The sequence below is a fragment of the Streptomyces sp. NPDC020996 genome, assembly GCF_040641355.1.
In the GTDB taxonomy this organism is placed as follows: domain Bacteria; phylum Actinomycetota; class Actinomycetes; order Streptomycetales; family Streptomycetaceae; genus Streptomyces.
The window spans coordinates 161321-172899 of sequence record NZ_JBFADM010000009.1 but is presented as its reverse complement, the minus strand read 5'-3'; the positions used below and the strand labels follow the sequence as shown (position 1 = coordinate 172899).

Here is an 11579-nt window from a genome sequence, read left to right as displayed (position 1 = left end):
CGTCGCCCTCGCGGCGCTGTTCGAGGTCGATGCGGGAGAGCTCGAAGCCGTCGAGGGTGGCGGCGACCGCGCTCAGGCGCTGACGCGCCGGGGCGCCCGCTGGCCGGCCGCGACGGCCCGGTCCGGCTCGGTGAACTGGCCGACGCCGACTGGATCTCCGGCAGTCCCCGCCCCGAGGGCACGCTGCTGGACGCGGCGTTGCGCCAGGGCTTCCGTCCCCGCGTCGCCCACGTCGTCGCCGAGTGGACCGCCAAGCAGGGCTACGTCGCCGCCGGCCTGGGCGTCGCCCTGGTCCCCGCCCTGGCCGCCGCGTCCGTACGGCCGGACGTCGCCCTGCTCCGGGTGCCCGCCGAGGACGCCCCCGCCCGCGCGGTGTACGCCGCCACGGTCCGCGGCCGCTCACCGTCCCCGGCCGTACTCGCCTTCCTCGCCGCACTGCGGGAGGCGGCGACCCGCGTCCCGGTCTAGGTACGCGTGCTCATGCGCCCGGCCGCCGCCGGGCACGCTGCCGTCATGAGGTGGAGGAACACGATCGCGATCCTCGCCCTGCTGCCCCTCGACGCCCTCGCCGTGGGCTACGGCTGGCTGGCGGCCGGGATGACCGCCTGGGCGGCGGGCCAGGACGGGCGGCCCTACGATCCCCCGCTGGTCGAACTGAGCGGCGCCTGCGCGGTGGTGGCGGCCGCCGGGGTGCTGCTGTGGTGGGCCCGGCTGCGCGGCGCCGCCGCTTTCCAGACGGTCCCGCTGCTGGCGCTGGCCGCGCTCATGCTGCCCTGGTGACGCCTGCGCGCCCTCGTGGCCATCGCCACCGGAGCCGCGGGCCGATTCACCGCGCCTGTCTTCTCCGCACCGGCCATGGCCTCCGCGTCCCCCGCGGGCCGATTCGGCGTGGCACTTCACATGACGGGTACGCCGTCCCGGAGGTACAACGGCCCACCCGTGCCCAGTGCCTTCAGGGCGTGCTCGAACCGGCGCCGGATGCGGTCCCGGAGGCGACCGGCGGCTTCGGCGACCGTGACGAAAACGGCTTCGGACAACTCGTCGTCCCGCGGCCGTAGCCGGTCGGCCTGGTCCTGGGCCACGGTTCCGCCGTCGAAGATGAACGCGAGCTGATCGTCCCAGGGGCCGTGCGGGGCCACCCAGTCCACCACCAGCAGCCCGTGCAGCGTGACACGTACGCCGAGTTCCTCCATCAGCTCACGGCGTACCGCGTCGTCCGGCGGCTCGTTGGCCTCCGCCATACCACCGGGCAGATCCCATCCCGGTTTGTAGGTGGGGTTCACCAGGAGTACCCGGCCGGACGGGTCCCGCAGCAGCACATCAGCCGCCACGCGCTTGCGGGCCTGCTTGGCGTTTCCCTCCGCGAGGTATGCGTTCCACGCCTTGGTGTCGGCAGGGTCGGGGGCTGTGGGCCTCATGCGGTGGTGCCTCCCGGGGACGACGGGATCAGGTCGGCCAGCAGGAGCATTCTGGCGCGGCGTGCGTCATCGAACCGCGCCAGGTACTCCCGGACGGATCGATACCCCCGGTGCGGCTCCAGCAGCCGGCGCAGCCCGTCGAGTTGCTGCACCACCCGGACCGAACCGAGAGTCGGGCTCGTACTGAGCAGGTCGTGACCCACGCTCACCGCGGCGTCCAGATCACCCCGGCGCACGTGGATGCCCACCAGGCTGATCCGGCTGAGCGCCAGTGACCGCGTACGCCCCGCCCCGCGCATCGCGACGGCCTGTTCGGCGTACGTCAGCGCTTCGTCGTACTGCTCCAGGTCCCGCAGGATCAGAGCTGACTCGCTGGCCAGCGCGGCGGCGTCGAACGGGCTGAGCCACGGGTGATCGGCAGCGGACGCTGCCTCCATGTCACGGTGCGCGGTCTGCAACGCGTGGGCGGCCGGGGCGCGCTGTGACGCGACCGCCAGTGCACGCGCCTGCATGGTGTGCAGCCGCGCCGTCAGCGCCGGGATCCGAGGCCCCTGCGCGGCCAGGTCAAGCCCGGTCCGCGCCCAGCCGACAGCCCCGGCCGCGTCCCCGCTCTCCAGGACGAGATGGCTGCTGCTGGCGGCGATATGCGCGGCCAGCGGGAGGTCGCCAGAAGCACGAGCCAGGAGGAGAGCGCGGGCGAAGTGCTGGGCCGCGCGGTCATCATGACCGGAGTCGTGGGCCATCCACCCCGCCATCTCGGTCAGCGCGGCTGCGGCGGCGAACACCTGCGGACCGCTGCCGATGTCGACCAGTCGGGGCGCCACCCGGTCCGACAGGTGCCGGACGACAGCCCCGTACAACCGGCCACCGCCGGTCTGCCTGTCAGCGCAGCGGAAGTGATCCACCGCCACTAGGTCGTCACCGTCCGGCGGCGGCCGGTCCCTTCGCTCGTACTCGGCGGCCGCCGGTGCGGGCTCCCACGAGCGTCGAGCCAGTCCCAGCAGATGGCCGGGGATGTGAAAGGCGTCGGCGATCTGCTCGAACAGGGTCAGCTTCTCCACCCGGCTCTTGCCGTTCATGTAGTCGTACAGCCGTCCCTGTGTGATGTCGACGGCGGCAGCAATGCGCCGCGTACTGACACCGCGCGCGTTAAGCATCCGGAACACCGCGCCCATGTCCCTCTCGGCGCACGCATTGAGCAGGCGTTCATCCCCGAGCAGACCGACGACGACCTGACGCGGGTCCGGTGACAGACGGTCCACAGGCAACTCCCCGGAGTAGCGAATGAAATCGATGCTAGGTCAACGCCGCTGGCCAGACTCCATGTTGGAGTCACCTTCTGGAGTCTCGTCATGCCCTTCTCCAAGCGTTGACTGACTGTCACAGCCGCCAGGAAGCGCTCCTTGAACGCACCTCGGCGCCGCCCCGCCCGCAGGTCTCTCCCCCGAGGCGTGCGGGTGGGACCTCCCCAGCCGCCCAGACCAAGGCGTGACGATGACCATGACCGACGAGCGTTCGAGACCAGAGCAAGACCCGCGCCGGAGCGTGACCCTCGCGAGCGAGGCCGCCGCCGTTCCGGTGGCGCGCCAGATAGTTCGCGAGGCGTGCGCCGAATGGGGCATGGACCCAGACGCCGTAGAGACGGGCACCCTCCTGATCTCCGAACTCGTCACCAACGCGGTCCGCCACGGTCACTCTCACAGCGTCCGGGTGATCGCCGAGCAGCCGCGTCCTGACCGGCTTCGCGTCGCCGTGCTCGACAGGTCCCGCCGCATGCCCGAGCTGCACATCGTTGGACCGGACGCCTTGGGCGGCCGCGGCCTCCTCCTGGTCGAGGCCCTCTCCGACCGCTGGGGAACCGATCTCCTCACCTCTGGCAAACGGGTCTGGGCCGAGATCGCGATCAAGGGCGGTGACCAGTGACCGGGTGCCACCCCATGCTGGGAGCAGACGGGGTGACCGCCGGCGCCGGCCTCCTGGGAGCCGTCGCCGTGGGGCTCGGGCTGGTGGTCTCCATGATCTCCACCGAGGGCCACACGGAGTCCGGCTCGACTGCGGACTCCGTTGCCGAAAAGGACCCGCACGCAGCGGCTTTCGCCCCACCGGACCGCCCCCACGGCCACCCCTGCCGGTGTGCGCAGCGCCACGACCCTGACCCCGTCCCGGTAGCGAACGACCGGCCACGTGCAACAGCCTTGGCGTCACTGGATCAGGTCAAGCCCTGGGGGCTCGAACGCATGCGGCCCTACCCGGCTGCGGCCGTCCTCCCCACCACCCGGCCCGTTCTCGACCCGCACACACAGATCCCGGCGGGGGGCTGCCCCGACGGCGCACCGCTGCCGGTGGAGGCAAGGCACAAGCGGTCTAACAGCAGCTAACACAATGAAGGGCGCACTCCTTGGCGCCCTTCCTGACTGGCAGGGGAACGCCCGGGTCACCTTCGGACATACACCGCAATCCTCCTGGCAATCACCAGGCCGTTACCGATGGTCGGGACAAGGCCGACAAGGAACAACAGTCCGCCGGGGAACATCAACTTCGTCCAGCCGAGCTGGCTGGGGAACAGAGCATGCCCGGGTCGTGACGCATCGTAGAGAACGATGACACGGTCGCCTCTCGACAGACCGTCCGGGGCCAGGAGGACGTTGTCGATGGGTACCTGGACGTCGTGGATGCCAGTCAGGTTGACGCTGATGAACGAGGCGCTTTGTTTCAGATACGGCTTCGCGTAGTCGGCATCGACCACTACCGCTGGAATCTTCTCGGCATCACCGAAGTGCCATCGCGCAGCCGCGTTGTCCAAGGCGAGGACGAAACCCAAGATGACGAAGAGCAACCCGGCTAGCAGGCCCAGCGTGTGGACGAGGGCTCTGCGCATTGCCGCGCGCCCTTGAGGTCTGTAGACCCGTCCGCGGCCCACGCCAATGATCGTGTCGCTCTGTCGGCCCTCTCGCGCCATGACTCCCCCGTAATCCAGTCACCTCATTGTCCTGCCCGGCAGGCCCATTGACCCCAGCGGACGGTAAGGACTGCTAACAAAGTGTGAGGTTCCTCAGTCGGCGCCAGCAGATGATGCTGCAGGCCAGGCTGAGGAAGGCTTCATGGATGTCGTCGCGGATCTCCCACCGGATGCGCAGGCGGCGGCACCAGTGCAGCAGCGCGAAGCTCTGCTCGACCACCCAGCGGTGCACGCCGAGTCCTGAGCCGTGTTCGGTGCCGCGGCGGGCGATGACCGGGGTGATGCCCACGGCCCGGACCTGTTTGCGGCGCTTGTCGTGGTCGTAGCCGCGGTCGGCGTAGAGCTTGTCCGGCCGTCGACGGGGCCGTCCGCGTCGGCCACGTACCGGCGGGACGGCCTGGATGAGAGGCATGAGCTGAGTGACGTCGTTGCGGTTCCCGCCGGTGAGCGAGACCGCCAGGGGGATGCCGTGCGCTTCGGTGATCAGGTGGTGTTTCGAGCCCGGCCGGGTACGGTCGACCGGACTCGGGCCGGTTTTGGGCCGCCCTTCATGGCCCGCACGTGGGAGCCGTCGATCACCGCCCTGGACCAGTCCAGCGCGTCGACAGCATGCAACTCGGCCAGCATCTGTTCATGCAGGCGCTGCCACACACCCGCGTCGTTCCAGTCCCTCATACGCCGCCAGCACGTCATGCCCGAGCCGAAGCCCAACTCCTGGGGCAGGAACTCCCACGGAATGCCGGTGTACAGCACGAACAGGACCCCTGACAGGACCTTCCGGTCGTCCAGACGCCTGCGTCCGGGGTGATCAGCACGACGCGGCACGACGGGGAGCAGCGGCTCGATCCGTGCCCACAACTCATCGGACACGATCCACGGCGACCGTTCAGTGATCAACGGCTGGCCCGCTCCGGAGCGTCTGGTGCCGGCGTTCACATGGTCCATCGAGGCCGTACGCGTCCGAATGGAACGGTAGTGGGCCGGGGACCGTCGGGGTGGGGCGGAACGCTGCCGCATACGCTCGGCAGGTGAACGACATCGTCATCCTGCATGCGAGCGCGACGCCGTCCGCTCCCTCCCTCGTCCTTCGTCCTTGGTGCATGGAGGACGCTGCTGCCCTAGTCGACGTGTACCGGGATCCTGCACTGCGCCACTGGACCAGTTCGGCCATAGAGAACGAGGGCGATGCGATGCGGTGGGTGCAGGACCAGGAGCGAGGCTGGGCAGCGGGGGACCGGTTCGGTTTCGCGGTTCTTGAAGAGCAACCCGATTCGGCCCGCGCGCAGTTGGTGGGCCATGTGGTCCTCAAGGAGGTGGCCTCCGGCAAACCGTCGGCCGAGGTGGGTTACTGGACCGCGGCGCGTGCCCGCGGGCGGGGTGTGGCGCCGCGCGCTCTGGAGGCTGTCACCGACTGGGCGTTCGACGTCCTGGGGGGCGACGCGCTGGAGCGTCTGGAACTCCTCCACCAGGTGGACAACCCGGCCTCGTACCGCGTGGCGCACAAGAGCCGGTACAGCCTCGACACAGTCCTGCCTGCGGCGCCGCCCTCCTTTCCCCGCGAGGGTCATCTGCACATACGGCGCAGGGATGCCTGAGATCCAGTCGGTAAGCTGCTCAAGCCGCTGGAGCCTCAGGACGTTCGACAAGGTGGCCGTTCTCGAAGTGCGCCCGACCGCTCTTGCGGCGCGGTTACGGTCCTCGGCGTTGAAAATCCGTCCCGGAACACCACCCCCCGGGCGTGGGCCGACGGCTCGCTGCCTTCAGTAGGCGACCTGTTTGCCATCGGGGGTGTCGTCGTCCTCGTCCTCGTCGATGTCCTCGCCGAGGAGGTCGCGGGCCAGCAGGGTCGCGCCCGCTACCGCGCCCGGCATCAGGAAGACCGCGACGAAGGGCACCAGGAAGGACAGGCCGAGGGGGGTGCCGAAGCCCCAGACCAGGGTTTTGCGGGCGCGGAGCAGGGTGAGGCGCTCGCGGAGTTCGACGCCGCGGCGCTGGAGGGCCACGGCGGCCAGTTCCTCGGTGAGGAAGAAGCCGGTGACCAGGAAGCCGATGACCGGGACGACCGTCTGCCCGACGAACGGGACGAAGCCGAGACCGAACAGCAGGATCCCCCACAGGGCGGCCCGGACCACGATCCGCAGGCTGTCGCGGGCGGAGATCCACAGCTCCCGCCACAGCGGCAGGCCCGACTCCGGCGCGCTGCCGTCCGGGGAGACGTCGCGGTCGACCCTCTCGGAGAGGCTCTCGTAGAAGGGCTGGCCGACCAGGAGCGTGACCGCGGTGAAGGTGACGACGGCGAGCAGCAGGGCGAGGGCGAACAGCACGGCGGTGAGGAAGCCGCGGAAGAGGCCGGCCCAGGGGCTGTCCCAGTCGTCGGCGAACGGCGTCGCCCACGCCACCAGGTCGTCGCCCCACATCGCGAGCGCGACGAGCGCCGCCGCGTACAGGACGAGGGTGATCAGGCCGGGCAGCAGCCCGAACCCGTACTGCCTGCCGTTCCGGGCCACCCACCGCTGGCCCTTCAGCAGGTACCCGAACCCCACCCCGAGATCACGCATGAGGGGAACATTACCGGCCCGCTGAGCGGCACCGTCCGGTGACGTGGTTGAGTCGAACGGGTAGGTCTCCCCGTACCGATCTCAGCAGGCCGCAGCGGTTGAGGTGAGGAGAGCGGGATGACTCAGGAGATCCACGGCACCGTCGCCGACGGCTTCGAGGCCGTGCGCGAGGAGTTCGCCGCGTTCGTCGCGGAGGAACGGCTGGACTACGAGGGCCAGTTGTGCGCGTACGTGCACGGCCGCAAGGTCGTCGACCTGTGGGCGGGCGGCGACGCCGGCTCCCTGTACGGCGTGTACTCGTCCACGAAGGGCGCCGCGCATCTCGTGGTGGCGCTGCTCGTGCAGGAGGGGACGCTGGAGCTGGACCGCAAGGTGACCTACTACTGGCCGGAGTTCGCGGCCGAGGGCAAGGCGGGCGTGACGCTGCGCGAGCTGATCGCGCACCGGGCGGGCGTGGTCGGCACCGACACCGGGTTCACCCTCGCCGAGCTGGCCGACGACCGCCAGCTGGCCGAACGGCTTGCCGACCAGCGGCCGTTCTGGCGGCCGGGCACCGCCTTCGGCTACCACGCGCTGGTCATCGGAGCGCTCACCGGCGAGGTCGTGCGCCGCGCGACCGGCCGTACGCTCCAGGAGGTCTACGAGGAGCGGATCCGCGCCCCCTACGGGCTGGACTTCTTCCTCGGCCTGCCCGCCGCGCACGAGCCCCGCTTCCGTACCGCGCAGCCGATGGCCCCCACCCCCGAACAGCGGGCGCTGCTCGACTCGTTGCCCTCCGGCCCGCACACGCTCGCCGCCATCGCCTTCAACCAGCACGCCCCCGAACCCACCGACCTGGCGACCCTGCCCAACGACCCGGGCGTGCGCGCCAGGGGACCGGCCTCGGTGGGCGGGGTGGCCTCCGCGCGCGGGCTCGCCGCGCTGTACGCGGCGGCGATCAGCGAGGTGGACGAGAAGGCCCCGCTGCTGAAGCCGGACACGGTGGCGGAGTTCGGCCAGTTCCACTCCGTGGGCCACGACCTGGTGGCCCGCTCGCACAGGTCGTTCGGCCTGGGCTTCCAGACGACGGCGGACGTGTGGCACCCGTTCCTGGGCGCCGGGACGATCGGCCACAGCGGCGCGGGCGGCTGCCAGGCCTTCGCGGACCCCCGCAGCGGCCTGGCCTACGGCTACACCCGCCGCCGTTACGCCTTCCCCGGCGGAGCGGCCCCGGAGAACGACCGGCTGGCCCGGGCGGTGCACACGGCGGCCCTGGCCCGCTGACCGCCGAGCTCTTTCCAGTCGGCTCCCAGCGGTTCTGAAGAGCGGGCGGCGACGATCGTCATGGCTCGGGCCTGGCTGCGGCCGGTTCCAGCCGCCATGCCGGACCAGGCTGCGACGCAGGGACTCCGAGCCAGGACGCCTCACGAGAAAGAGTTCCATGAACGCACAGCAGGTCGAGTTCCTCGGGGTCTGCGGGCACCTCATGTCCGTCCCGGCTTCTCTGAGCGGCGCCGATGTCCAATGCCAGTCCTGTCACCAGGTGACGCGCGCACCCATGCCGTTCGTGCCCGGCAGGCCGCCGGCGGCACGCTCGGGGAGCGCGGTGGCCCTGACCGCGCTGTACATCGTGTCCCTGCTCGTCGGCCTCGGCGCGGCGGCGGTCATCTACGTGGTCAAGTTCAACGACCTGTCGGAAGACCAGCTCGTGGGGCTGACGCCGCTGTGGTTCTTCCCCGTCGTCTTCGGCCTGTACGGCTTCGTCTCGCAGCGCCTCCTCCGCGCCCTCGCGGAGGGCCGGGCCGGCACGCTGAGCGAGGCCGCCCGGCTGTACACGCGTCTCGGCGGCCTGTTCGCGGTCCTGACCATGTTCCCGTTCCTGGTGCTGAAGTGGCACAGCTCTCTGCTGGTCTCCCTCGCGGCCGCACTGTTCTGGGCCGGGCTGCTGTGGTTCTTCTTCGCGGCGGTCTTCCCGGAGCTGTGATGCCGGGACGCCGCGAGCCCCCAGGTCTCGGACCTGGGGGCTCGCGGGCGGAGCTCGGTCCACGGCCGCAGGCGCGGTGCGCCGGCCGTGAAGGGAGCCGTCACTACAGCTTGACGATCATCTTTCCGGTGTTGTCGCCGCGCAGGACCCCGAGGAACGCCTCCAGGTTGTTCTCGATGCCCTCGACCACGGTCTCGCGGTACTTCAGCGCGCCGGAGGCGACCCAGGGGCCGACCTCCTGGACGAACTGCGGCTGGAGGTCGTAGTGGTCGCCGACGAGGAAGCCCTCGATGCGGCCGCGGGTCTGGATGAGGCGGGCGAGGTTCTTCGGGCCGGGGGCGGGCTCGGTGTTGTTGTAGACGGAGATCATGCCGCAGACGGCGATCCGGCCCCCCTGGTTGAGCGAGCCGATGGCGGCCTCGAGGTGGTCGCCGCCGACGTTGTCGAAGTAGACGTCGACGCCGTCGGGGGCGGCCTCCCGCAACTGCTCGCCGACCGGGCCGTTCTTGTAGTTGAACGCGGCGTCGAAGCCGTACTCCTCGACGAGCAGCTTGACCTTCTCGTCGGACCCGGCGGACCCGATGACCCGCGAGGCGCCCTTGAGCTTGGCGATCTGGCCCACCTGACTGCCGACGGCACCCGCGGCGCCCGACACGAAGACGGAGTCGCCCTCCTTGAAGGCGGCGGTGCGCAGCAGGCCGGCGTAGGCGGTGAGGCCGGTCATGCCGAGGACGCCGAGGTAGGCCGAGAGGGGTGCGGCGTCCGCGTCGACCTTGACGGCGTTCTTGGCGTCCAGCGTGGCGTACTCGCGCCAGCCGAGGAAGTGCAGGACGTGGTCGCCTACGGCGATGCCCTCGGCCTCGGAGGCGACGACCTCGCCCACCGCGCCGCCCTGCATGGCCTTGCCGAGCTCGAAGGGGGCGACGTAGGACTTGGCGGCGCTCATCCGGCCGCGCATGTAGGGGTCGACCGAGAGGTACTTGTTGCGGACGAGCACCTGCCCCTCGCGCGGCTGCCGGACCTCTGCCTCGACCAGGGCGAAGTCCTCGGGCTTCGGCCAGCCGACGGGCCGGCTGAGCAGGTGCCATTCGCGGTTGATCATGAGGGAAGCCCTTCCGATTTATTTCAGTAGCTGAAACAAAGATGCTCCTGAATATTTCACGTTGTCAAGCAAAGGGGTACCCTGAAGCATGCCCACCTCACCCGAGACCCGCCGTCCCGACCCGGTGACCCTGGAGGTCGTCGAGCTGATCGGGGACGTGGTGGCCCGCTTCTACGCGGACTACGAGGAGGCGGCGGGCGAGCACGCGCTGACCGGCGCCCAGGCGCGGCTGCTGAGCCTGCTGTCCCTGGAACCGCTGGCGATGCGGAAGCTGGCGCGCAGGCTGAAGTGCGAGCCGTCGAACGTCACGGGGATCGTGGACCGGCTGGAGGCCCGCGGCCTGGTGGAGCGCCGCCCCGACCCGGCGGACCGCCGGGTGAAGCTGGCGGCGGCCACGGACGAGGGTCTCCGGGTCGCCCGCGAGCTGCGGGAGGGCCTGCGCTTCGCCCGCGAACCGCTGTCGGGCCTGTCGGACGAGGAGCGGCTGGCTTTGCGGAGTTTGCTGCGGCGGATGCTGGATTCCGGCCGCTAGGCCCTGTCGTCAGCCGCTAGGCCCTGTCGTTCGGATCACCCCGGCGTCGCGGGCCCCGGCAGGACCTAGGTGCACCACCACAGGAAACGGTCGCACGTCTTCGTCGGCGACGGTTGCGGGTCCGGGCCGGGGTCCGGCGACGACGGCGTCGGATCGGCGGAGGGGGCCTGGGTGGAGGCCGGGGCGGTCGCCGCGGAGTCCGGCGCGGAGGGGTCCGGGGTCGCCCCCGTGGCGGCGGAGGACGTGTCCGCGCCCAATGTCGCCTCGCCGTCCTGCCCCTTGTCGCCGTTGTCACCCTTGGCGTCCTTGGCGTCCTTGGCATCCTTGGCGGACTTCGAGGCCGACGGGGAGGCGGAGGCGCCCGGCGCCGCCGAGCCGGGCGCCGTGCCCGGCGCCGTGCCGTCCAGGGGCCGGGCCGTCCCACCGGCCGCCGAGGACGTGCCGCCCTCGGCGGACGCGTCCTTGGCGGCAGGCTCCGGGGTGGAGAAGGGCGCGTCCATGCCCAGCTCGGCGAAGCTCAGCCCGCCCGCCGCCAGGACGAAGCCCGCCGCGATCAGCGCGGTCCGGCGCCGGCGCCGGCGGTGCGCCGCGGCTTTGCGGTCGCGGCGACTCCCGGCGCCCGCCCCGGCCTCGCCCGCGCCCACGCCCGCCTCGGTGGTCCGGCCGTCGCGCCCGCGCCCGCCACGGCCGTGCTGCCGCGCCGCCCGGCCGGCCGGAACGCCGACGCCGTCACTCCGGTCGCCCCGGTCGCCCCGGTCGCCGTAAACGCCCTCGAAGGCGTCGTCGTACGCGCCCTCGTACGTGCCGTCGTCCTCGTCCCCGCAACCGTCGTAGGCGGCCGTCGGCCCGCCGTCGTACCCGGAGACGCCGGACCCGGACCCGGACCCGGACCCGGGGACGCCGGACCCGTACCCGGACATGCCACCCCGCTCCGCGTGCGCGCGGAGTTCTTCGACGGGAGCGCCGCACCCCGGGCAGGCGAGCGCGCCGTTGAGGTGCCGTCGGCACGGGTGGCAGTAGTCCATGACGCCGGAAGACTAAGTTCCT

Annotated in this window: 15 protein-coding genes; 8 read left to right on the top strand and 7 right to left on the bottom strand. The window is 71.3% G+C overall.

Going from position 1 to position 11579, the window contains the following annotated elements; translation table 11 throughout:
- Together AB0G63_RS09930 and AB0G63_RS09925 are read left to right on the top strand one after the other, a co-directional pair.
- On the top strand, positions 1–468 hold a 468-nt coding region (locus AB0G63_RS09930; RefSeq protein ID WP_360747047.1), incomplete at its 5' end, for a LysR substrate-binding domain-containing protein.
- A 45-nt stretch (positions 469–513) separates the two neighbouring features.
- Positions 514–780 carry a hypothetical protein gene (locus AB0G63_RS09925; RefSeq protein WP_360747044.1) on the top strand — a complete coding sequence of 89 codons (267 nt, stop codon included), beginning with the start codon at positions 514–516 and terminating at the stop codon, positions 778–780.
- Positions 781–896: 116 nt separating this feature from the next.
- Here the strand turns inward: AB0G63_RS09925 and AB0G63_RS09920 are convergent, their stop codons facing one another.
- Both AB0G63_RS09920 and AB0G63_RS09915 read right to left on the bottom strand, forming a co-directional pair.
- Positions 897–1418 (bottom strand): NUDIX hydrolase, encoded by a 522-nt coding sequence (locus AB0G63_RS09920; RefSeq protein WP_360747041.1) that lies wholly within the window; start codon positions 1416–1418, stop codon positions 897–899.
- The gene (locus tag AB0G63_RS09915) at positions 1415–2680 is read right to left on the bottom strand and encodes an XRE family transcriptional regulator (RefSeq protein ID WP_360747038.1); all 1266 of its coding nucleotides are present in this window, start codon (positions 2678–2680) and stop codon (positions 1415–1417) included. The genes AB0G63_RS09920 and AB0G63_RS09915 overlap by 4 nt, the downstream gene beginning before the upstream one ends.
- Before the next feature lie 238 nt (positions 2681–2918).
- On the opposite strand from AB0G63_RS09915, the gene AB0G63_RS09910 reads away from it, so the two are divergent.
- Together AB0G63_RS09910 and tgmA are read left to right on the top strand one after the other, a co-directional pair.
- Positions 2919–3341 (top strand): ATP-binding protein, encoded by a 423-nt coding sequence (locus AB0G63_RS09910; protein ID WP_360747036.1) that lies wholly within the window; start codon positions 2919–2921, stop codon positions 3339–3341.
- A 14-nt stretch (positions 3342–3355) separates the two neighbouring features.
- Entirely contained in the window at positions 3356–3796 is a 441-nt protein-coding gene (gene tgmA, locus AB0G63_RS09905) for a putative ATP-grasp-modified RiPP (RefSeq protein WP_360747033.1), read from the top strand.
- 56 nt (positions 3797–3852) lie between these two features.
- Here tgmA and AB0G63_RS09900 read toward each other — a convergent pair whose 3' ends face one another.
- Both AB0G63_RS09900 and AB0G63_RS09895 read right to left on the bottom strand, forming a co-directional pair.
- Entirely contained in the window at positions 3853–4296 is a 444-nt protein-coding gene (locus tag AB0G63_RS09900; protein WP_360747031.1) for a DUF3592 domain-containing protein, read from the bottom strand.
- 154 nt (positions 4297–4450) lie between these two features.
- Positions 4451–5322, bottom strand: a protein-coding gene (locus tag AB0G63_RS09895) for an IS5 family transposase (protein WP_360747028.1) whose coding sequence is annotated in 2 segments (ribosomal slippage) — positions 4451–4917 and positions 4917–5322 — 873 coding nt in all. Because the reading frame shifts where the segments join, the coding sequence is not laid out codon by codon here.
- An 83-nt stretch (positions 5323–5405) separates the two neighbouring features.
- Here AB0G63_RS09895 and AB0G63_RS09890 point away from each other — a divergent pair.
- Entirely contained in the window at positions 5406–5972 is a 567-nt protein-coding gene (locus tag AB0G63_RS09890; RefSeq protein WP_360747026.1) for a GNAT family N-acetyltransferase, read from the top strand.
- Positions 5973–6137: 165 nt separating this feature from the next.
- On the opposite strand, the gene AB0G63_RS09885 is transcribed toward AB0G63_RS09890, so the two are convergent.
- Positions 6138–6935 (bottom strand): EI24 domain-containing protein, encoded by a 798-nt coding sequence (locus AB0G63_RS09885; protein WP_360747024.1) that lies wholly within the window; start codon positions 6933–6935, stop codon positions 6138–6140.
- 117 nt (positions 6936–7052) lie between these two features.
- Here AB0G63_RS09885 and AB0G63_RS09880 point away from each other — a divergent pair, with 117 nt between their 5' ends.
- Both AB0G63_RS09880 and AB0G63_RS09875 read left to right on the top strand, forming a co-directional pair.
- The gene (locus tag AB0G63_RS09880; RefSeq protein WP_360747021.1) at positions 7053–8198 is read left to right on the top strand and encodes a serine hydrolase domain-containing protein; all 1146 of its coding nucleotides are present in this window, start codon (positions 7053–7055) and stop codon (positions 8196–8198) included.
- 157 nt (positions 8199–8355) lie between these two features.
- Positions 8356–8898, top strand: coding sequence for a hypothetical protein (locus AB0G63_RS09875; protein ID WP_360747019.1), 543 nt, complete (start codon positions 8356–8358; stop codon positions 8896–8898).
- 103 nt (positions 8899–9001) lie between these two features.
- On the opposite strand, the gene AB0G63_RS09870 is transcribed toward AB0G63_RS09875, so the two are convergent.
- Positions 9002–10000 (bottom strand): NADP-dependent oxidoreductase, encoded by a 999-nt coding sequence (locus AB0G63_RS09870; protein WP_360747017.1) that lies wholly within the window; start codon positions 9998–10000, stop codon positions 9002–9004.
- Between the two features lie 88 nt (positions 10001–10088).
- Between AB0G63_RS09870 and AB0G63_RS09865 the strand changes: the two genes are divergently transcribed.
- A complete protein-coding gene (locus AB0G63_RS09865) occupies positions 10089–10532 on the top strand; it encodes a MarR family transcriptional regulator (protein ID WP_360747015.1) in 444 nt (147 codons plus the stop codon).
- A gap of 65 nt (positions 10533–10597) precedes the next feature.
- On the opposite strand, the gene AB0G63_RS09860 is transcribed toward AB0G63_RS09865, so the two are convergent.
- Entirely contained in the window at positions 10598–11452 is an 855-nt protein-coding gene (locus tag AB0G63_RS09860) for a hypothetical protein (RefSeq protein WP_360747012.1), read from the bottom strand.
- Between the last annotated feature and the right edge of the window lie 127 nt (positions 11453–11579).

What these genes read in the sequence shown, in the direction of transcription:
- AB0G63_RS09925 (WP_360747044.1), top strand. Translation starts at nt 514, where the DNA reads ATGAGGTGGAGGAACACGATCGCGATCCTCGCCCTGCTGCCCCTCGAC.
- AB0G63_RS09875 (WP_360747019.1), top strand. Translation starts at nt 8,356, where the DNA reads ATGAACGCACAGCAGGTCGAGTTCCTCGGGGTCTGCGGGCACCTCATG.
- AB0G63_RS09900 (WP_360747031.1), bottom strand. Translation starts at nt 4,296, where the DNA reads ATGCGCAGAGCCCTCGTCCACACGCTGGGCCTGCTAGCCGGGTTGCTC.
- tgmA (WP_360747033.1), top strand. Translation starts at nt 3,356, where the DNA reads ATGCTGGGAGCAGACGGGGTGACCGCCGGCGCCGGCCTCCTGGGAGCC.
- AB0G63_RS09885 (WP_360747024.1), bottom strand. Translation starts at nt 6,935, where the DNA reads ATGCGTGATCTCGGGGTGGGGTTCGGGTACCTGCTGAAGGGCCAGCGG.
- AB0G63_RS09870 (WP_360747017.1), bottom strand. Translation starts at nt 10,000, where the DNA reads ATGATCAACCGCGAATGGCACCTGCTCAGCCGGCCCGTCGGCTGGCCG.
- AB0G63_RS09860 (WP_360747012.1), bottom strand. Translation starts at nt 11,452, where the DNA reads ATGTCCGGGTACGGGTCCGGCGTCCCCGGGTCCGGGTCCGGGTCCGGG.
- AB0G63_RS09910 (WP_360747036.1), top strand. Translation starts at nt 2,919, where the DNA reads ATGACCGACGAGCGTTCGAGACCAGAGCAAGACCCGCGCCGGAGCGTG.
- AB0G63_RS09880 (WP_360747021.1), top strand. Translation starts at nt 7,053, where the DNA reads ATGACTCAGGAGATCCACGGCACCGTCGCCGACGGCTTCGAGGCCGTG.
- AB0G63_RS09865 (WP_360747015.1), top strand. Translation starts at nt 10,089, where the DNA reads ATGCCCACCTCACCCGAGACCCGCCGTCCCGACCCGGTGACCCTGGAG.
- AB0G63_RS09920 (WP_360747041.1), bottom strand. Translation starts at nt 1,418, where the DNA reads ATGAGGCCCACAGCCCCCGACCCTGCCGACACCAAGGCGTGGAACGCA.